This is a genomic window from Rhodoferax sp. EU05-FHT12H12 (assembly GCF_058791215.1).
Map to the genome: position 1 here is coordinate 34,168 of NZ_JBYTDI010000001.1, position 21,217 is coordinate 55,384.

A 21,217-nucleotide genomic window follows, 5' to 3' on the forward strand; every position below is an offset into this window, starting at 1 on the left:
ATAGGCTCTCAAGAACAAAATATGGATGTACTCACATTTACCGCAGAGGCTATTAAAGCCCTAGCTTGGCCAACAGCATCGGTACTCGTTGCACTCATGCTTCGCAAGCCAGTGATTGAGTTGCTTCCATTTCTTCGTCGACTCAAGTACAAAGAAATTGAGCTGGAGTTCTCCAAGGAGCTTGCGCAACTCAAGTCTGAGGTCGCAGCAAGCGAACCAAAGGTAAACCCAAAGTCTGTGCCTTTGTTATCGACTGCATCCAGCAACCGTTTGCTCAATATTGCATCTATCTCAACAAGCGCTGCCATACTGGAAGCTTGGTCTGAACTTGAATCGGCATCTGTGGCAGTTGCCAGCTCGTTTTGGTCTCAACGATCAAGCGACACATTTGGGAATTACTCGCAGCTTGGTGAATATCTTCTGCAATGCAAAGTGATTGATGAAAAGCAACTGGTTGTCTTCAAAAAATTGCGGGAACTTCGCAACAAGGCTGCACACGCCATAGACCTAAATCTCAGCGAAGAAGAGGCGCGAACTTACATTGAGCTCGCGACTTCACTCATAGCACACCTCCGTGCAGCGTAACCAATTTGCAACCAGCCGAACTGGACATTCAACGCGGGCCCCAACATGGGCCATTTTTTCGGCATCCTCATGGCCTACGTCCTCATCTTCCGCACATCGTGCTCCGCTAGCTGGCAACTAGTGTGTTTAGACACATCATCGATATCCTATGTCTAGTTATTCGGATGTCCTGTCTTCTATCGCTATAGTCGTTTCACTTGGGGGCCTTGGCGTTTCAGCTTATGTCGCATTTCGTGATCGTCCTCGGCTGAAAGTTTCTGGTCAATTCTTTCGGGCATCGAGACATGACCCGAGCAGAGTTGTGCTCACGTTGATCAATGTGGGTCGAAGGCCCGTGATCCTAATGCGACTAGGTGGAACAGGGAAACTGGGAAAGTGGTCCGTGACGTTCCCCGAACAGGATAAAGGTGGTCTTCGTCTCGGCGAACATGAACGCTACGAGCATACGATCAAGAAAGAGGACACCGTAAATTTTGATGTCCTCAAAGACGACATTTCACTCGTTTGCTTGTGGGTTGAGGATTCGCTCGGCAATAGATACCAAGTTCCAAATTCAAAAGAAAGTATGGGGAAGCTATGGTCCGAACTCAATTAAGGTGTCTGAACCCAGTGCCAGAGGCGGCATACGCGGAAAGATAGGCAGGCGCCGAAACTCCACGTTCGGTTTCATAGGAATTCGCCCCCATATACATGCTGGCGGTTTTGAAATGCGATTGCGTGGTGGTTTTGCCATGCGAGGGTGTGATGATATTCACGCGAGTGCTCACATAGAACATTGCAGTCATCACAATTGCCAATCTTCACGTCTGAAGCCTACTGGTGGGCTATCTCACATTGTGCTATTGAATCCCCATGGGAAAGGCCGAGCCAAATTTCACCAGACCAGCCAAGAATCGCGAACACCATAGAGTGCGATCGAACCTTGTAGAGCTTTTTCCATTCGGTTAGATCAATTGAAGACGGGCAGGGTTTTGATTCAGGATGGGTATGCCATTCACCCAGATAGTCCATTGTCATTCGACTAGTGCACCACTGACGAAGCGCCACTTGCTGATGATGCGATGGGGATCGCTTAAACCCATGGCGTTGTCGCAGGTCCGTCGGCTGGGGAAGCGTTGCTATCGTTATGTGCAGATGAGACGCACGGCGATAGCCAAGCAATATACCCCCGGCCTCCGATTTCTCTTTAGTGTCTTGACGATATTGGTCTATGGATTCGAGTGGCTCAGGCTCGAACAAGATATTGCTGTCGGCTGCCCATGGATTTTTCCAGATCAGAGGTGGCCGCATGCGGGGCATCCATTCATCTTCGAAACATTTTGATTCTTCACGGAAAATAGGTCCGCAGTTTCAACGCAACGTGTGCGGAAGCGGGGTGATGGACTCCCTTGCATCCATGCGCAGACCATATCTGTGGCCAATGCAGCTGCGTGCATAGGGGCAGAAACGGCATACGGTGTAGCGGCGTGACAGCCAATCTGTTGTCGCGCCGGCTTCGTTTTCAGAAGTCTAAATCGTTCTTTTCTATGATTTGCGTCATCGGGTACAAGTAGGCATCTATAGCAGCCCCCCCCGTCAAGATCTGCCCATAGCGCTTGGACAGCCTCCCCATTACCTTTCACCCAAACATGCAAAATTGGAACTCGACTGGCTCGTTGCAGACGAAGTCCATTTAGAAACTCGCTCACCGTTTCCTCACCAGTGGCATCAACAATCAGTTCTGCGGCGAACAATGCTTTGTGCTCCACGACACTGGACGTAACGGCCTCTACGTTGCTATGTGGAAATGTTCGTACCAGCTCTTCCTTTAATGCAGTGGATTTTTGACGTAGCAAAGATGGATAGCCAAGCACATGGCGCCCCAGGTTTCCAGAGTTCAAAATGTCTGGATCAATAAGTTTGAGAAGCCCCAAATTTCCGGTGCCTGCTCCAAGGCGAATCAGCGATTGCGCCACAAAAGAACCAATTGCACCGCAACCAACTACAGTAATACGCTTGTTGTGGAGGTCTGGAAAAGTAAGGTTCCTACTGTGCACGAACCGACTGCCTACTTCGTTAATGCTCAATCTGAAAAGCAGCTGCCCGCCGCCCTTGTTGTGCAAGTAATTCCTGTAGTGCTTAGGTTTGTTTTTGTAAATTTGGCGCTGAGTCTGGACAAGATCAAATCCAAAACCTAGCCAACCTATGGGCGTTTCTACTGCGCAGAAAAAGAAACTAGATCCAAGGTAGTCCGGGGTAGCGAGCAACTGTTGCAGGCTAGACGCAAGGTCTTTGTCCCATTGCGCAAGCCATATGAAAAGTTCCTTGACCGTTTTTGGCATTTTTTCGGGTACGACTGGCAGCACCTTGCTGTGGAGCAGCCAACAACGATTGCCGCGCAAAATTTCCTTTGCGCCGAGCGTTTTTGCCAGTCGATCGGCCTCGCGTGCGTCTGTCGCAATGAGCGCGTGCTCTTTGCTGTCCAACTTAATAATATAGAAGTTGGTGGATTTTTCCCCTGGAGCTATGTCACCAAGTAAAACTTCCCATGGAAGCGTTGTCTGGCCGTATTCCCAATGGGCAAGGAATTCGTTTTGAATATCGGTATCCCGATAGTCCGGATCCATGGCAATCCGATCCAATAGCGCGGTTGCTTGATTCAAACATTGTGCAATTGCAGTGGCCGGATCGTATCGATCCAGTGTTATGGACCCGTGTGCAAAGTAGCAGAGATTGCCCAAAACATCGACATGCGGCATCAACGTCGGCAAAAATGATGCCCGTTCCTCCAAATGGATCGTTGGATATTCGAGAAAATTCCAATCTTCAATTGTTACTCGGACGCGCACCGGTCCCTTTTGACACGGTAGTGATCCCTGAAAAGATCGCTGACCAACGCGAGCCGCGATTGGTACAAATCCTCGATCTTTTAGTAGGCGTAGCGTTTCGCCGACTTTTGTCATTCCTTCCGGTTACCCTGCCGAGGTCGATGGTATGACCGGTGGTGGAACGCGAGTAGGCGAAATTGTGCGGATGCCTGCGGCGCCCGTGTCGGGTTCAACTAAATTGACGTCGTCCGGTACGCGATGGCCAAGCTGCTGAGCTAGTTGTCGTATTGCCTGGTCCTTCAAGTGAGTACCAAGCATTCTTGAGTGCTTCAGAGAATCGGCCAATTTTTGAAAGCGTTGGGATGCGTCTTCACGCTCAACTTCTGTAAGCCGGTTGAAATCTTCGGCTCCGTTGTCGATCCCAAACTCTCGCAGATCAAGTAAGAAGACATTCGCTAGGTGCGTCGCAACAGATTCGAGCGCAAGATCATCACGTCCTGGATTTTCTGTGAAATTCTGCACTGCTGCGATCATGAGCGACACTGAGCTTGGCCCCCCGTGCTGCCATTGCACATCGCGCCAAGCCTTCAAGTATCGGCACACGCGACGCAACTGCTCATCGGTTTCATCAACACGATCTCCAAACCATCTCGCAATGACTTCGGGGTCCGAGGGTTTCCATTCTCCCTTCCGGGTGGCCATCACGACGCGATCAAGATCAGCCCAAGCTTGTTGTTGTTCGTCCCCATAGGATTCCGAAAAATCGGCGGAATCGAGCGCTCTTTTAAGAGACGCATTTGCCGCCGTAATCCGCTCACGGATTTTGATGAATTCAGCCTCCGGAGCTGCATACAACGGGAGGTCTATGTGTGCCCAAGATGCAACCTGGATGCGGATACAGGTGTCCTTACCTGACAAAAGCGTCCACCCTTCTTTTTGGCAAAGACTTTTCAATAGCCGTTCGACCAATTCAAAATAGGCTTTGGCCATCAGATGCGGCGGGCCATTCTCTTCCCATACCGTCACTGGCAAATACACCCCGTAGTCCCAATCCATTTCCTGCGGGGGAGTAAATGCGGGTTCATTGCAAGTGTCATATGACCATGAGCCCTGAGTGCGAAAACGTGGCTCTACGACACGCTCCATGCCCAATATCTCTTTCGTTGCCTGTCGGATTTGGGGCTTCAAATGATCACGAATTTTGTTTTTACAACCGACTAGATATGCACGCTTAGTCGGGTGCGGGGAAATTCGGTTCAGGAACACATCGCTATCCGAGCCACTTTTATAAAGAAGCTTATTAAGTTTCAGCATTACAAAGCTCCTTGATTGGCGTTAGCGCCGTAATAAAACAGTGGAGGTGATGGTTGATGTACAAAAAATGCTTGGCAATCTGAACGACCAATACAGACCTTCGAACGTTCCGAGGCTGCACCCAATAGGACCTCTTGTGCAGGAGCATCTGCCCGGTCAATGGCCACTGCCCCAGCTCGTTCATCAGTTAAATCGTCGTCAAGGTGGACATAACGATCAGGCAAGCGATGCTTGAGCATGAAATCGCTGAGGGACTCTTGTACGGAGATTGACAAACCGAACAACCGCTTAGGCATATTCGCAGGATTCACTCCGCCCCAGTCATAAGTTCCACCGCTGCGGTTGCGTCGGGGATCGGCGGTAAATTTCGATGACATCGTCCCTATGGAAAAGAGATAAATATCTTCCAACTGTTGGCCGAAAAAGGTTTGCGCTTCGTGAACCGCGAGAAGTCCTGGGGCATTGGCGTACAGCCCGCCATCCACATACTGATTGCTGTTAAACGTATGCCGTGGAAAATAAGCCGGTGCGGCACTGGTGGCCAAAGCAATGTCGACGGCCCCAAATAGGTGATCACGTCTGAAGGCGGTGTTGTGGGGCGTTTTAAAAATCTGTGGCTGTCCGCTGGAATAGTTGATGGCTGGCACGATCAGTGGGTGCTTGCATGTGCCCAAATTTCGGTCCCCTAAAAGCTCAGCATTTCCCAGCAACTTCTTCAATGGTTCTGAGGAATAGGGTGCACGTAGCATTCCTTTGAGTGAGAACCTGCGCTTGAAAATCTCTCCGCCGTGCTCGGTGAAAAGCTCCACCATTTTCTTGGCGGGGATTTCCATTGCAATTGCTAATGCCAAGATGCCACCAATTGAGGTGCCCGCAATGAGATCAAATCGGGTAGCGATGGGAGCTTTGATTTCCTCTTCAATGTCCGCCAGGATCTTTGCGGTGTAGAGGCCGCGAAACCCGCCGCCTGACAGTGCCAAGATTTGAAAGCGTTTCGAGTTAGCGACAACCATATTCCTCCTGGATATTTTTTCTGCGATTTTTATGCGGGCATTTGCCCGAAATGTGGCCAATCAATTTGATTTCAAGGTCGGCTACTCACCAGTTGCTGGATAAACCTTGGAGTCAGATAACTACTGTCAATATAAACAGTAGTTGGGCACATGTAAAGTTTTTTCTTGAAATGCTGAGCAGCAGGTCGTTCTCGCCTCACGGGCCTGGAGTACATTGGCCACCAGCTGCTGTGGGTACTCTGCAATTCGCCAAAGCCACAGTGGGACAGGGGGGGCAGAAAATGGGAAAGATTTCCAAGCTTTTCAATGGGAATGTTGAACAGACACTGATTGGACGCGTGACGCCGACCGCAGAGCAAAGGGGGTTCTTGCAGGAACAGTGGAATCTACTAGCGGAACATCTGAAGTCCACCTTGGTTCGACATGGATATCCGATTTCTACATGGCTTCAAGGATCCTATAAATACGGAACATTGATAAAGCCTGTTCGTCTCGGCGACGCGTACGATGTCGACGTAGGTGTGTACTTTGAATGGGACGGCGATGCTGCTGCTGAGCCCGCGCCAAAGCAGCTTCGAGATTGGGTTCAGACAGAGCTTCTGAACTATGAGTCTCAATGTGCGGAGTTGAAAAAAGTCGAAGTTCCTCCAAAGGAGCGTTGTTCGCGGGCCACCTACATTAAACAATTCCATATTGATACGCCCGTCTATCACCTAGACCCAGAGACAGAAAAGCGTCGGCTCGCCTGTCTGTCAGATAAGTGGGAAAGCAGTGATCCCAAGGTGATATACACGTGGTTCAAGAATGCGGTCGATGGCGGTGACCGGGAACAGCTCCGGCGACTTGTCCGATATCTCAAAGCTTGGGCCGCAGTGTCATTCGACGACGCCCCGGCTTCACGACCCACGTCCATTTTTCTGACAGTTGCTGTGACAGAGGCTTACCAAACGCTTTGGTTAGATCGCGTCTTGGGTATGGACGATGACGATGCCCTTGTCGCCATCGTCAAGAAGTTGCACGATAGATTCTTCCAAGATCGAGAAGTTCTGAATCCGCGAGACAGCGATGAAGATCTGAATCGCATGGATAACGATGCCTGGCATGGATTTTTGCCGCGACTTTCTGGGCTATTGGATGTTTCAGAGCGGGCCGCTGACGCGGCAGATGAGGCGTCAGCGGCGCTCATTTGGTCGGAGGCATTTTCATTTTTAATGCCGCTTCCCGAGACTGATCAGGTTGAGATCGTTGACGAAGGCTCTGGAGGCGCCGTGATGCAACTGCCTGAAATTGATATTCAGGTGTATGCCAGACACCCCAAGTCGTTTATTGCCAAGTACCGCAACGAGGTTCCAGGAGTCGCCAAAGATTGCGATCTTGTTTTCACTATAGTTAACGCCCATGTGGTGCCTGAGTTTGCAACAGTGGAGTGGACGGTTCGCAATGAGGGTGCTGATGCGGACCTGCGCAGCGATTTGGGGCACAGACAGATGGGAATGCGATTACTGTCGGTGGATGAGCACACTTCTTATGTGGGTAGACATTTCATGGACTGCATTGTGCGAGTCAACGGGCAGGTATATGCAGTTCGACGAGTGCCGGTCACTATCCGTGATGTCCAACATGTGGCGCGGAACCCACCGCGTCCTTCGTACACAAAGATGCGCAGCTTCTTGCGAAAGCGGCGCTAGTGAAAGTACCTGGGGAAACTGACATCACTGCTACACGCTGTAGGACTCCCCTTGCGAAACGGAATAGATGTCTGCCTGTCATGTAATATGACTCAACGAATGGGAAGGCATAAAAACGCATGGGGACTGTGCAGGCTATCGCATCTAAATCGCAACGTTGGCGGATCGAGACCTTAGAAAACGCGGCAGGCTTTCTAGCACCCAAGAAAGTCCTTTCTACCTCCCAACTTGCTAGCTCATGGATATCGGTCGCCCTGAAGAGTTTGACTGACGCTGAGTATCTCGCTCTTGTAAACCGGCCTGATCGCGGAAACACTGCAGATTTCCCAAATAGGGTCCGAGACTTGGCTGCGGCGATGGAGTTTGAGATACCGCTTGATTTTGGCCAGGCAACACTTCGTGATTGGCTATTTGCACTCACCCGTGCCGTTGAAGTACCCGTGTCCGACAAGGTCCTTCAGTACTGGCAGAAGTCCTTGCTGTATCGAAACCTGAATGCCTTCGCAAAAGTAGATGCAATTGCAAATGCCCCGGATCTCGAGCAACTGCATCTCGCTTTACCCGTGTTATCAAATGAATATGAGCCATCAAAGACCGCGGAGCCAGGCAGTGCCACTGCCATCCTGATTGCTTTTTCGGTTGATAGAGACGGCGAATTTAAGTCTGCCTTGCTGGGCATACCACTTGCATGTGACTCGTCCACCCGAACTCTGATGCCTCCCACCGACGGAGCGCTACCTTTTTTTAACAGGGAGTGGCTGGAACCGCCAGACCTGGATGCGCAAAAGGACTTGTACTTTGGGACCGTATTGGATTGCGACGATTTTGCCCGTGAGAATCCACCGCCAGCTAATATGGGCTGGCCAGACTACTGGAAATATGCTGAGTCTTTTGTAAGAGATGTCACCGAACAAGCCAACCCATTTCCGCATTTGGCATCCATTGTGGGTCGAGGTGATACCGCCTGGAAAGTGGTTCCCTGGGACGCTGGGAAAGCTAGCAAGGGGATATTCAAAACGTACCAGAGGGCACTTGACGGTGAATCAGCACCGCTATTAAGTGCGCTTTGCGAGAAGCCTGTTCAACCAGGTACGTTTGATGTTCCAGGTGCATTGAAAGCCGCAGATGCGTTGTTGGGGCATATTGATACCTATGAGCCCAAGAAGAAAGCCCGTGTTGGCTTTGGTCTCGAGCAGAGCCAGCGTGTGGCGGCTACAGCAATCACCAAGGTTATTGATGGGCAGGTATTGACTGTTAACGGCCCCCCCGGCACGGGTAAAACGAGCTTTCTTCGTGCAGTGATTGGCACGGTTTGTGTACAGACGGCGTTGGATGCCAAAGATCCGCCTCTGATACTCGCAACTGCTGCAACCAATAAGGCGGTGACCAACATCATCGAGTCCTTTTCCGAGGTGGCCGGGCCGGAAATGCAGCCCTCTTGGGAGAGTCGCTGGTTACCCGACTTGCCATCCTATGGTTGGTTTTATCCTGCCGCTTCCAAGCCCGACAAAGACATCAGTTCGTTTATGGTGTTGCGCAAAATTTGGGGTGCCAAGGGCGAAACGCCAAAACAGGCGATGACTGCGGCTGCCACGGCCTTTTTTGATGCACAACTCCAAAAACGTTCTTGGCTGCTGGACAAGTTTCTGGAACTACACCGCCAAGTGCTGGGGTTGTCTGAATGTGCGCGTGATGCCACTACCGCAGCAACACTGATTAACGAACAACTGTCACTCTCCGTCAATCGTATGCATGACTTGCAGAAGCGATTGCGTAGTTGCCTGCACACTCCGTCAGTGAAGCCTGCCTTCCAAGTTTCAGAAAATATCTTGGCAAGTAAATTAGCCGATCTTGAACGTGCCACTCAGCTCAGCAAGACCCAACTTGAGACAGCACAATCCGACCTACAGTCATGGAATGTATGCCTTGAACAACTTCGAGAAGCGGCACGATTGCGCAATGCCCGGGCGGGCATTATTTACGCAATCAAAAAACTTTTTTTCGGTGACAAGCTCGAGATTCAGGCGCTGAGTCTCGAGAATTCGGCCTTGATCAGAATCGCCAGTTTTGATCCAGAGTTCACCGTCTATGGGGATGTGCTTTTGCAAGCAGTGGAACGTCGCCAACTCCGGGCTGCACGCCGGATTCCTGAGCATGTTCAACGACTCCATGAACTGCAATTGGAGTTTGATTCCATCCAGTCGTTGCTTGCGGACTGGGGTGATTGGCGTAGGGAGGTGCAGCAAATAGTCGAACCGCTTGAAACGTTCGGAAGTTCAGTGAAAGAACTGTTTGCCCAATGGATTGCGGCAGGATTCGGGGATGCATCTGATCTGCACTTAGGCTTTGAAGAAGCACTGGATCAAGTTTTTCGCTTTCGCCACTTTCATATGTCTGCGCGGTATTGGGAGGCGCGTTGGCTTGCAAGCGTCCCAGCACCAAAAGATGATGGAAATGACTTGTTATGGTTGCAGCGTGCGTCGATGTTGGCTCCGGTCATCGTGGCCACCGTTTACACCATTCCCAAAATCTACAAAGAATTTAGCTCTGCCGATCTACTAATATTTGACGAGTCTGGACAGGCCGCCCCTGAAGTCGGCGCGGCGAGTTTTGCTTTTGCCAAGCGTGCCATCGTTGTAGGGGACATTCACCAGCTCAAGCCTGTTTGGAATGTTGGGGACCAAGCCAGCAGGCGTATCTGTTCGGACCTCAATATTGCCGAAATTCCAGAGGCTCAAAGTGCGGCGGTGGGTTCCATCATGCGAACCGCTCAAAGAGTGACCGCTTTCACGACGCAAACAAATAGTGAATTGGGATCAGGTATCGGACTGGTTGCGCATTATCGGTGTCGTGCGGACATCATTGAATATTGTCGACGGCTGATTTACGGAGATGGTTTAACTCCTCGTCGGCAGGAGCGCCCACCTAACGGACAATCTGATTTTCTTTACCCACCGATGGCATGGGTCGCTGTGACCCCAAAGGCATCGGCTCAGAAACGTAATGGATCCTGGGTCAATCAAGACCAAGTCAACGAGATCCTTCGATGGCTACGTTACGATAAATCACGAATTTTGGCCCACTACGGCAAGACGAAACTGTCGGATGTTGTTGCTCTGATTGCGCCCTTCCGTGCACAAGCACGCCTCATGCAAGAGGCCATTTCCTCCGAATGGGGAGAGGAGGAGGCCAAATCAATGGTGATTAATACCGTCCATGCCCTTCAGGGAGCGGAAAAGCCTATCGTGGCCTTCTCGTTGACTCAGGATGAAGGCAACTTTTTTGTGAATCGTGACGGTAGAAATCTCATGAATGTTGCCGTCAGTCGCGCCAAGGACTGCTTCATTCTCTTTGCAGCGCCATCTGTCTTGCAACCGGCCCTTTCGCCCAAGCAGGCATACGCCGCTCGAAAATCCGATGGCTCAACCCCACTCGATGTACTGGTTGGATATTTGAATGAAAAAGGCAAACGCCTTTATCCCCGAGAAGTAGTCATCATTGAAGCGCCAGGCAAGGCGCAACGTGTTGAAGAGGCATTGGGCTTGTCAGCGCAGGTGATCTCAACTGGTGGGCACTTCCGTCGGATGATAGCCAAGGGAAATACGTTAGCCGCGGAAATCACTAACAAGCAGACCTTGACTGATCTGATGGCTGTGACTGACGACTTGAGGCATATCGACCGTTTTTTCCTGGCAACTGACGATGATGACGACGGGGAAGAAATCGCTTGGCATGTCCAGGAGGTTATGAAAGAGAAAATTAATGACCCTGGCCGCATTCGGCGCATGAGGTTTTACTCACTGGCACCTGACGACATTCGTCAGGCACGTGAACTGGCATTGTCCGGCATCGATGCTCGACGCGTTCGTGCCAATCTGGTCCGCAGTCTATTTGACGCCGGGTTGCACCAACAGCTTTCCTTGGCAGGCATACAAGCTACCCGCCCGCAGATCGCGTTGCTGCGCGAAATCGATCAGCGCTCCAGTGTCCCGGGATCATGGCAACTTAAAATAGACGGGCATATCTCTGATAAGAACGTAACTGGATTTGTAACCAGAATCACAGTTCATGGTGTTGCAAGGCCGCTGGTTTTTGCCAGTGAAAGAACCGCTCAAACGGATGCAGAACACATACCTCAGGGTTCAGTAGCATCCCTTGTGGAGTCCACAAGCAAGTCCGTCAAGCTTCCTCGATATCCGGCCAGCACAACTGCACAGGTCCTTATCGCAGCGTACCGGCGATATGGCTGGGCTCCGAAGAAGACAATGGATGCACTCAAGGCGCTTTATTTGGGGCATAGCCTATCCAAGGCCATTGGGATCGGAAGTAATACCAAAAAAGCCGCCGAAGGTGAACAGCCATGAGCGGGGTTTCCAGCTACCCACGTACTCGTGGCACCTATGTATCGCCAGAAGTCATTCGGGCACTTCTGGCACAGGGCTATATTTCTGAGGAAGACGTTCAAGGCTACAACGAATCTCTCTCGGAGACAGTCGACTCTGGTCGGGAGTTGATCAAGGAAGTCGTTCAGGTTCTACTCAAAGACCGCCGCGCGGACGTGGCATTTTTAGACAAGATCAACGCTGGCATTTTGCAAAAACAAGTTGCAGCTACTGCGGATGGGAAGCCTGCCACCGTAACGGTTTATCACCACAGTGGTGCTCGGATTCTCAACGGGTTTAGCTACCAGGCAGTGCCTTACACCAAAAAACTGGATCGAACACTTTATAAGCGCGAACGATACGACTTCGACAGAAAGGAGCGTGCTCTTTGGTTAAGAGACATCGGCGTGACGCACGCGAATGCATTGCGTTCCGTAGGGATCGCTCAACATGAAATTGACAGGATGGTTGAAAGCGGCAAACCTCCAGATGGATATCAGGTACACCATCGCCTGCCGCTTGATGATGGGGGAGGCAATAGTCCGGACAACTTCATCTTGATCAAGGATGACGTTGAGCATCGTGCACTGCATGGCTACTACAACCCTGCAGAGCTGCGGATTCGGCAACTTGCACCAGGCGACACGGCTACCGTGGCCCTAGCTGTCCCCCCCAAAGACACCATCGTTTACCCCGACCCGTCCAAGGGGTATGTGTCAAATTCTGTTGGATTTTCAAGTTTCATGGAGATGTTCGATGAGCATTGAAACGTTAGTGCAGGAAATTCAAAAAAATCGAAACAAGTACGATTTGTTCAATCCCGCACCAGCCTCCACTCAAGCGGTAGAACGGGGTGCCCAGGATTTTGAACGTGAGTTTGAACAGCCCTTGCCTGATGCTTACCAAGTCCTATTGCGGCTCACTGACGGCTTGATGGAAAACGGTCTTACGATTTGGCCATGCTCACCCCATTGGAAGTTCAGTGAGTCAGTGGTATCTGCAAACCGTGAATTGCGCGAAAACGTATCAGAGGATTTTCTTTATTTCGGTTTGCGGGATGATTCTGCGTTTGTGATGGAGCTTTCGACCGGACGGTTTTTAGCGCTTGAGCTCAACGGACTGGCTGAATGGGAGAGTTTTGGGAGTGCAGAGGCTATGGTTGAGTTTATGTTGGAACGGGCGCTGGACTAACAAGTATGACCATGCATGCACATCCGATGATCACGCCGCTGTTGCCTTTGCAACCACCGGCTATGGTTACTCAGGGCTATCCGACGGACGCGGCGGCGGCATACGCGCTGATTTGGACCAACACGCTGGGTCACTTGCGTATGCCTCAGAGTGCAATTGAAGGGCTCAACAACTATCAGTTGGGGAGTCACTCCATTAGCGTGAGGTGGTTGTCTACAACCGATCCTGTCCTGTCCACGCAACTCAAAGAACTCGACGCGCGACGCGTCGCAAAATCTCCCTTACCGATAGGCTCGGTCGTCGAGGTCCCTGCTGGGGACCTTGTGGTCGCGTCGGCCACTCCGTCGTTTGTATCAGCTCCTGGGTGCAATACAGATGCGGCTGCGTTGATCGAATGGATTGACAAGCTGGAAGTTGCGTCTACTGGACGAGTCGCAGATCTATTGGATGAACTTGTTATAGCTGGCTGGGCAAGATTGGAAGGTGATCAATTCCGATTGACACCTCTCGGTAAGTCACAACTGAATGTTTTGCACAATTCCAGTTTGAGCAAGATTGACGGGACGACGACTGCCATGTGGCGCGATCTGGCTGGAGCGTATTTGAAAAGTACGATTGATCTAGCTGATTTGGTATCTCAGTCCAACCAACTATTTGGCGTTTCTGTACACGTTCCAATTGATGTCGTAGAAGCCTTGGTGCATGGCGAGCACACCTCCGAAGAGGCCTATGCGCTGCGAGAAAAGGCAGCACTGAAAGCCAGTTCGCAACCGCAGTTTCCTGCTGCAATGGATCCTGGACGTCTTTTGCCTGCGGATGATCCATTGTGGGCGCAGCGAGACAAATTGGAGTCGGATTTATCCAGTAGCAGCGCCCATCGCTGGCTTTGCTTGTCTGCGTCAGAAAAAGTGTCTATCCGGATGGGGGCGCTATTGTCCAATCTTGAGACAGACGAGGAACGGCTGCGATTCTGTTGCTCATGCGTATTTGATGCCCGCTCGCGGTGGTTGATTGGTTTGGGGCCGGACGCTGCCCCACCATCTGCCCCTATCGCGCTTCGGAGTTATGTCGCGTGGTCTCACTCCAATAGCGATACTGTTGAATTGCGCTGAACCCCCGTGGGTCAGATTTCGGCGGAAATCAACACAAGGCACGGAATGTGCACCAAAAACACAAAACCCCCGCGACCGCTAGGTACGCGAGGGCATGTGCTGTTCACAAATGACTAGGAAGTACTTTTCAGATGCGGACATCGATCAGCATCGATCCAAGAAAATAAAATACCACTACTTTTTATTTTCAAGAACTCCCCTTGGCCGAGACCAAAAGGGAAGTGTCAAAAATCTATGAACGTAGTTGAGGGCACTCATAAGCTGGATTTACTCGCCAGAAGGGGGCTGCAATTGCCTCCTCCACCGTGATTGGCTTTGGCCAACGAAGTTCATCGGCACTCCTTGGCCAGGGACCTTCGTACTCATCGTTGCTTGGATTCCCGTTTGGTGGGAATGCAGGCACTATGTCCAAAAGTCCGTCGTCAATCGGAAGTACCAATTCAAACTGTTGGCCATTGGCCTGCAGTTCAACGAAATCGCCGACATCTGCTCCGGTTGGAACTCCATCGGGCTGTAGCCGTCGAAAAAGATCTTCGGCCGCATCTTTACCAAAGCAGTTGCTAATTTTTGCTTCTGTTCCATCAAGTTGTTGAGCAATTCGCATTGCCAACAAGTTCAACAGCAACTGTCTCGTGGTTCCATCTATTTCAATTTGCATGTCATCTCCAAGAATTTGAGGTATTTGGAGACGGCATTGCCCCGAGGGGACAATGGTCCCCAGCGGGTTGAAATGAAAAAGAACTTGATTTCTCAAGCTCGATTTACAGCTGATCAGGGATTTTGTCCCCTTGTTGAAGTTTTATAGGCTTCAACATATTTCGTAAGCGGCTAAAAATCTCACCTTCGATTCGCTCATTGGAGCTACTCGCAAGCATTGAATACCTAGCGCTGTACTCTACGCGGCACAGTTATGCTGCCCTAAGCGGCACGGATATGGTTCCAGCGACACTCACCCCCCCCCCCCCCGCAATTTGCGCCTCGCCCCCATTGGGGGCCCGAACACATCCCGGCGTCACTAGGGCGTTGTCAGTGCGCTGACGGAGGCGTCTAACTGCAGCCAGCGCAGGGCGGCGTTGCGCAGGTCGTCTGGCTGGCCGGTGCTGAGGAATTGGGTGGCTGGCTGGTCTGCTGTTGCGGGCGCCAGCAGACTGGCGGCTTCCAGCAGGCGCCGGGTTTGGCGGGCCACCGGGGTGCCACCCTCCAGCAGGGTGACCTGCCCGCCAATGGAGTTACGCAACACGCCTTCCACAAAGGGGTAGTGTGTGCAGCCCAGTACCAATGTATCTATGGCCTCGGAATTTAAGCCAAATTGGCCCATAGCCCCCGTGTACTCTGCGCAGAGTGCTTCTATTTTTGTAGCGTCGTTGCGTTCGATGGCAATCGCCAGGCCGTCGCAGGGCTGCAGCACAAAGGTGGCTTGTCCGTGCAGGGAGGCCAGCAGGGCCTGAAATTTCTCGCTCTGCAAGGTGCCACGTGTGGCCATCACGCCTACGGTCTTGCTCAGGCTGGCCGCTGCCGCGGGCTTGAGCGCGGGTTCGATGCCCACCAGGGGAATGGCCGGGTAGGCGGCGCGCAGGCTTTTGATAGCGGCGGCTGTGGCCGTGTTGCAGGCCACTACCAGCGCCTTGATACGGTGCTCACTCAGCAGGTAGTTGGTGATGGCGTGTGAGCGGGTGGTGACGTGGTCGTCATCCCGCTCGCCATAGGGGGCGTGGCCGCTATCGGCCACATAAACAAAGCGCTCGTGCGGCAGCTCGGCGCGCAGTGCGCGCAGCACGCTCAAGCCGCCCACGCCGCTGTCAAACACCCCAATGGGGCGCGAGGCAGCGGGCATTGCCGTAGTTGGCACCAAGGGCTTAGCGCGAAGTAACGGGAATGCTCTTGAATTCGCCCGTGGCGATCTTCTTTTGCCATTCGGCCGGGCCGGTGATGTGGGCGCTGGTGCCGCCCGAATCCACGGCCACGGTGACGGGCATGTCGACCACATCGAATTCGTAGATTGCTTCCATGCCCAGGTCTTCAAAGCCTACGACCTTGGCGGCCTTGATGGCTTTGGAGACGAGGTAGGCGGCTCCGCCCACGGCCATCAGGTAAGCACTCTTGTGTTTCTTGATGGCTTCGATGGCCACCGGGCCGCGCTCGGCCTTGCCGACCATGGAAATCAGGCCGGTCTGGGCCAACATCATTTCGGTAAAGCCGTCCATGCGGGTGGCCGTGGTGGGGCCGGCGGGGCCTACTGCCTCGCCCTTGATCGGGTCGACCGGGCCCACGTAGTAGATGACACGGTTGGTGAAGTCTACCGGCAGCTTCTCGCCCTTGGCCAGCATTTGCTGGATGCGCTTGTGCGCCGCATCGCGGCCGGTCAGCATCTTGCCGTTCAAGAGCAGGGTCTGGCCGGGTTTCCAGCTCGCCACTTCGTCCTTGGTCAGCGTGTTCAGGTCCACGCGTTTGCTCAGTTCGGTGTTGGGGGTCCAGTTGACGTTGGGCCACAGGTCCAGCGACGGTGGGGTCAGGTAAACCGGGCCGCTGCCGTCCATCACAAAGTGGGCGTGGCGGGTGGCCGCGCAGTTGGGGATCATGGCAATGGGTTTGCTGGCTGCATGGGTGGGGTACATCTTGATCTTCACGTCCAGTACCGTGGTCAGGCCGCCCAGGCCTTGGGCACCAATGCCCAGGGCGTTGACCTTTTCAAACAGTTCCAGGCGCAATTCTTCGACCTTGTCCAGCGCGGCGCCAGACGCTTGCTTGGCCTGTAGCTCGTACATGTCCAGGTCGTCCATCAGGCTTTCCTTGGCCATCAGCACGGCTTTCTCGGCCGTGCCGCCAATGCCGATGCCCAGCATGCCGGGCGGGCACCAGCCCGCGCCCATGGTGGGCACTGTTTTCAGCACCCAGTCCACCACCGAGTCGCCGGGGTTGAGCATGTACATCTTGCTCTTGTTCTCGGAACCGCCGCCCTTGGCAGCCACGGTCACCTCCACGGTGTTGCCGGGCACGATTTCGGTGAAGATGACCGCGGGCGTGTTGTCCTTGGTGTTCTTGCGCAGGAATTCGGGGTCAGCGACGACCGAGGCGCGCAGCGTGTTGTCGGGGTGGTTGTAGCCCTGGCGCACACCTTCGTTGATGGCGTCGTCCAGGCTGCCGGTGAAGCCTTCCCAGCGCACGTCCATGCCCACCTTCAGGAACACGTTGACGATGCCGGTGTCCTGGCAGATCGGGCGATGGCCGGTGGCGCTCATCTTGCTGTTGGTCAGGATCTGCGCGATGGCGTCCTTGGCGGCAGCGCTTTGCTCACGCTCGTAGGCGCGGGCCAGGTGGGCGATGTAGTCGGCGGGGTGGTAGTAGCTGATGTACTGCAGCGCGGCAGAGATGGATTCGATCAGGTCGGCTTGGCGGATGGAGGTCGTCATGGCGTTGGGCGGTGAGGGCAATCCCCTTGGGCGGGGTATTGCTTTGATTGAGGGCTATGCTGAAAATCTTCCAACCGCTATTTTGACAGGTCAGCCCCTGCCGAGCCTTCCATGCGCCTTACAAGCACCACCCGCACCGAGCGGGACACCTTTGGGCCGATTGAAGTGCCCGCCGACCGGCTGTGGGGCGCGCAAACCCAGCGCTCGTTGCAGAACTTCGACATTTCGGGCGAGCACCAGCCTGTCGAGATCATCCGCGCGCTGGCGCAGACCAAACGCAGTGCGGCGCGGGTCAACCATGCGCTGGGTCTGCAGGACGCCAAAAAGACCCAGGCCATCGTGGCCGCGGCGGATGAGGTGATTGCCGGTCAGCACCCGGATGAATTTCCGTTGGTGGTCTGGCAAACCGGCTCCGGTACGCAAACCAATATGAATGTGAACGAGGTGTTGGCCAACCGCGCCAGTGAGCTGCTGGGCGGCGCGCGTGGGGACGGGCGGCTGGTGCACCCGAATGACGATGTGAACCGCAGCCAGTCCAGCAACGATGTGTACCCCACGGCCATGCATGTGGCGGCGGTGGAGGCCATCACGCACCAGCTGCTGCCCGCCATCGCCACGCTGCGTGCCACGCTGGCGCAGAAGTCGGCCGAGTTCGATGGCATCGTCAAGATTGGCCGCACCCACTTGCAGGACGCCACGCCGCTGACCTTGGGCCAGGAATTCTCGGGCTATGTGGCCCAGCTCACCCATGGCGAGGCCCACGTGCGCGCCGCGCTGCCGCACCTGTGCGAGCTGGCGCTGGGTGGCACGGCTGTGGGGACGGGCTTGAATGCTCCCCAGGGCTATGCGGAGCAGGTGGCTGTGGAGTTGGCCACACTCACCGGCTTGCCGTTTGTCACTGCACCCAACAAGTTTGAGGCGCTGGCCAGCATGGATGCGCTGGTGCATGCGCATGGCGCACTCAAGACGCTGGCGGCCAGTCTCATGAAAATCGCCAACGACGTGCGCTGGCTGGCCAGCGGCCCGCGCAGCGGCATCGGCGAGTTGAGCATTCCCGAGAACGAGCCCGGCTCCAGCATCATGCCGGGCAAGGTCAACCCCACCCAGAGCGAGGCGCTGACCATGCTGGCGGCGCAGGTGATGGGCAACGATGTCGCGATCAACATTGGCGGCGCGTCGGGCAACTTCGAGCTCAATGTGTTCCGCCCCCTGGTGGCGCACAACTTTTTGCAAAGCGTGCGCCTGCTGGCGGACGGCATGGTCAGCTTCAACGACCATTGCGCCGTGGGCATCACACCGAACCGCGAGCGTATTGCCGAGCTGGTAGGCCGTTCGCTGATGCTGGTCACCGCGCTGAACCCGCACATCGGCTACGACAAGGCGGCCGCCATTGCCAAAAAGGCCCACCAGGAAGGCAGCAGCCTGCGTGACGCGGCAGTGGCCAGCGGGTACCTGACGGCGGCGCAGTTTGACCAGTGGGTGGTGCCCGCGAACATGACGGGGCGTTGAGTGGGGGTGGGTAAATTGCTATTGAATTAATAGCTGTTAGCGCAGTATCTACGGGGGCTAGGGGTCGATTCGGCTTGTATTTGGCGGCTAAAGGCAGTTACCCCGGGTTTTGCGCAAATTTGTAAGCTTGCCGCCAGTCAGTGGCTTGTAAGTGCAGGCTACGACAGTCCGGGCAGTTTTGATACGTTCGAGGAGACAAAAATATGAGTACATCAACATCGGCCATGGAATCTCTGCTGGTTGAAAACCGCGTGTTTCCCCCCAGCGAAGCCATGGTCAAGGCCGCCCGTGTGTCCGGCATGGAGGGCTACAACGCCCTGTGCGCCGAAGCGGACAAAGACTTTGAGGGCTTTTGGGCCCGCCTGGCGCGTGAAAACGTGGTCTGGAACAAGCCCTTTACCCGCACGCTGGATGAATCCAACGCGCCGTTCTACCAGTGGTTTGACGATGGCGAGCTGAACGCCTCCGCCAACTGCCTGGACAAACACATGGGCACGCCGACGGAGAACAAAGTCGCCGTGATCTTTGAAGCCGACGACGGCACGGTCACCAAGACCACCTACAAGGAACTGCTGGCCCGCGTGAGCCAGTTTGCCAACGCGCTCAAGGCCGATGGCGTGAAAAAGGGTGACCGCGTGCTGGTCTATATGCCCATGACGCTGGAAGGCGTGATTGCGATGCAGGCCTGCGCGCGTATTGGCGCCACGCACAGTGTGGTGTTTGGCGGCTTCTCGGCGAAAGCCTTGCAAGAGCGCATCATCGACGCGGGCGCCGTGGCAGTGATCACCAGCAACTACCAGATGCGTGGCGGCAAAGAGTTGCCGCTCAAAGCCATTGTGGACGAAGGCTTGGGCATGGGTGGCTGCGACACCATCAAGACCGTGTACGTGTTCCAGCGCACCAAGACTGCCTGCAACATGGAGGCGGGCCGCGACAAGACGTTTGACGAAGCCCTGGCTGGCCAGAGCACCGAATGCGCACCCGTGCCCGTGGGCGCAGAGCACCCTCTGTTTATCCTTTACACCTCCGGCTCCACCGGCAAGCCCAAGGGCGTGCAGCACTCCACTGGCGGCTACCTGCTGTGGGCCAAGCTGACGATGGACTGGACGTTTGATCTGAAGCCTGCCGATGTGTTCTGGTGCACGGCCGACATTGGCTGGATCACTGGCCACACCTACGTGGCCTACGGCCCGCTGGCTGCAGGCGCCACGCAAATCATTTTTGAAGGCATCCCCACCTTCCCGAACGCGGGCCGCTTCTGGCAAATGATTGAGCGCCACAAGTGCTCCATCTTCTACACGGCACCCACGGCCATCCGCTCGCTGATCAAGGCGGCAGAAGGCGATGCCGCGGTGCACCCCGACCGCTCTGACCTCAGCAGCCTGCGCATCCTGGGCTCGGTGGGCGAGCCTATCAACCCCGAAGCCTGGATGTGGTACTACAAGAACGTGGGCCACGAGAAGTGCCCCATCGTCGATACCTTCTGGCAAACCGAAACCGGTGGCCACATGATGACCCCGCTGCCCGGAGCCACACCGCTGGTACCCGGTAGCTGCACGCTACCGCTGCCCGGCATCCTGGCGGCTATCGTGGACGAGGTGGGCAATGACATCCCTAACGGCACCGGCGGCATCCTGGTCGTCAAACGCCCTTGGCCGTCCATGATCCGCACCATCTGGAACGACCCCGAGCGTTTCAAGAAGAGTTACTTCCCCGAAGAAATGGGCGGCAAGCTCTACCTCGCCGGTGACGGCGCCGTGCGCAGTGCCGACCGCGGCTACTTCCGCATCACGGGTCGTATTGACGATGTGCTCAACGTGTCGGGTCACCGCATGGGCACCATGGAAATCGAATCGGCGTTGGTGTCCAAGACGGACCTGGTGGCGGAAGCTGCCGTGGTGGGTCGTCCGGACGATCTGACCGGCGAGGCGATTTGCGCCTTTGTGGTGCTCAAACGCCCCATGCCCAAGGGCGACGAAGCCAAGGCGATTGCCAAGGAATTGCGCGACTGGGTGGCCAAGGAGATTGGCCCGATCGCCAAGCCCAAGGACATCCGTTTTGGCGAAAACCTGCCCAAGACCCGCAGCGGCAAAATCATGCGCCGCCTGCTGCGTTCGCTGGCCAAGGGAGAGGCCGTTACCCAAGACACCTCCACGCTGGAGAATCCGGCGATTCTTGACCAACTCGGTCAGGCCTACTAAAAGGT

The 21,217-nt window shown here is 54.5% G+C and carries 15 protein-coding genes; 8 read left to right on the forward strand and 7 right to left on the reverse strand.

What is annotated here, in order from left to right; translation table 11 throughout:
• Positions 1-21 precede the first annotated feature (21 nt).
• Entirely contained in the window at positions 22-585 is a 564-nt protein-coding gene (locus AC3WS7_RS00160; protein ID WP_492654955.1) for a hypothetical protein, read from the forward strand.
• Positions 586-1,398: 813 nt separating this feature from the next.
• Here the strand turns inward: AC3WS7_RS00160 and AC3WS7_RS00165 are convergent.
• From AC3WS7_RS00165 to AC3WS7_RS00180, 4 genes are read right to left on the reverse strand one after another with little or no spacing between them, the layout of a single operon-like run.
• Positions 1,399-1,884 (reverse strand): Mov34/MPN/PAD-1 family protein, encoded by a 486-nt coding sequence (locus AC3WS7_RS00165; protein WP_492654956.1) that lies wholly within the window; start codon positions 1,882-1,884, stop codon positions 1,399-1,401.
• Positions 1,860-3,527 (reverse strand): ThiF family adenylyltransferase, encoded by a 1,668-nt coding sequence (locus tag AC3WS7_RS00170; RefSeq protein ID WP_492654957.1) that lies wholly within the window; start codon positions 3,525-3,527, stop codon positions 1,860-1,862. Before AC3WS7_RS00170 ends, AC3WS7_RS00165 begins: the two co-directional genes overlap by 25 nt.
• Positions 3,528-3,536: 9 nt before the next feature.
• Complete coding sequence (locus tag AC3WS7_RS00175) at positions 3,537-4,706, reverse strand: CBASS cGAMP synthase (RefSeq protein WP_492654958.1); 1,170 nt, start codon at positions 4,704-4,706, stop codon at positions 3,537-3,539.
• On the reverse strand, positions 4,706-5,719 hold the full coding sequence (locus tag AC3WS7_RS00180; protein ID WP_492654959.1) for a CBASS cGAMP-activated phospholipase: 1,014 nt from the start codon (positions 5,717-5,719) through the stop codon (positions 4,706-4,708). The genes AC3WS7_RS00175 and AC3WS7_RS00180 overlap by 1 nt, the downstream gene beginning before the upstream one ends.
• Positions 5,720-6,000: 281 nt before the next feature.
• Here AC3WS7_RS00180 and AC3WS7_RS00185 point away from each other — a divergent pair, with 281 nt between their 5' ends.
• The 5 genes from AC3WS7_RS00185 (at position 6,001) to AC3WS7_RS00205 (ending at position 14,092) form a co-directional block, all read left to right on the forward strand.
• Complete coding sequence (locus tag AC3WS7_RS00185; RefSeq protein ID WP_492654960.1) at positions 6,001-7,407, forward strand: CBASS cGAMP synthase; 1,407 nt, start codon at positions 6,001-6,003, stop codon at positions 7,405-7,407.
• A gap of 119 nt (positions 7,408-7,526) precedes the next feature.
• Entirely contained in the window at positions 7,527-11,771 is a 4,245-nt protein-coding gene (locus AC3WS7_RS00190) for an AAA domain-containing protein (protein WP_492654961.1), read from the forward strand.
• Positions 11,768-12,556 (forward strand): HNH endonuclease signature motif containing protein, encoded by a 789-nt coding sequence (locus AC3WS7_RS00195; RefSeq protein ID WP_492654962.1) that lies wholly within the window; start codon positions 11,768-11,770, stop codon positions 12,554-12,556. Before AC3WS7_RS00190 ends, AC3WS7_RS00195 begins: the two co-directional genes overlap by 4 nt.
• Positions 12,546-12,980, forward strand: coding sequence for a YrhA family protein (locus AC3WS7_RS00200; RefSeq protein WP_492654963.1), 435 nt, complete (start codon positions 12,546-12,548; stop codon positions 12,978-12,980). The genes AC3WS7_RS00195 and AC3WS7_RS00200 overlap by 11 nt, the downstream gene beginning before the upstream one ends.
• Before the next feature lie 5 nt (positions 12,981-12,985).
• On the forward strand, positions 12,986-14,092 hold the full coding sequence (locus tag AC3WS7_RS00205; RefSeq protein WP_492654964.1) for a hypothetical protein: 1,107 nt from the start codon (positions 12,986-12,988) through the stop codon (positions 14,090-14,092).
• 232 nt (positions 14,093-14,324) lie between these two features.
• Here the strand turns inward: AC3WS7_RS00205 and AC3WS7_RS00210 are convergent, their stop codons facing one another.
• The 3 genes from AC3WS7_RS00210 to AC3WS7_RS00220 all read right to left on the reverse strand — a co-directional run bounded on the left by AC3WS7_RS00210 (position 14,325) and on the right by AC3WS7_RS00220 (position 17,502).
• On the reverse strand, positions 14,325-14,750 hold the full coding sequence (locus AC3WS7_RS00210) for a hypothetical protein (protein ID WP_492654965.1): 426 nt from the start codon (positions 14,748-14,750) through the stop codon (positions 14,325-14,327).
• Between the two features lie 357 nt (positions 14,751-15,107).
• Positions 15,108-15,926: a glutamate racemase gene (gene murI, locus AC3WS7_RS00215; RefSeq protein ID WP_492654966.1), complete on the reverse strand. Its 819-nt coding sequence runs from the start codon at positions 15,924-15,926 to the stop codon at positions 15,108-15,110.
• A gap of 22 nt (positions 15,927-15,948) precedes the next feature.
• Positions 15,949-17,502, reverse strand: a complete 1,554-nt coding sequence (locus AC3WS7_RS00220) for a fumarate hydratase (RefSeq protein ID WP_296471191.1) — start codon at positions 17,500-17,502, stop codon at positions 15,949-15,951.
• Between the two features lie 111 nt (positions 17,503-17,613).
• On the opposite strand from AC3WS7_RS00220, the gene fumC reads away from it, so the two are divergent.
• Together fumC and acs are read left to right on the forward strand one after the other, a co-directional pair.
• Positions 17,614-19,011, forward strand: coding sequence for a class II fumarate hydratase (fumC, locus tag AC3WS7_RS00225; RefSeq protein WP_492654967.1), 1,398 nt, complete (start codon positions 17,614-17,616; stop codon positions 19,009-19,011).
• A gap of 203 nt (positions 19,012-19,214) precedes the next feature.
• On the forward strand, positions 19,215-21,212 hold the full coding sequence (gene acs, locus AC3WS7_RS00230; protein ID WP_492654968.1) for an acetate--CoA ligase: 1,998 nt from the start codon (positions 19,215-19,217) through the stop codon (positions 21,210-21,212).
• The last annotated feature ends 5 nt before the right edge of the window (positions 21,213-21,217 follow it).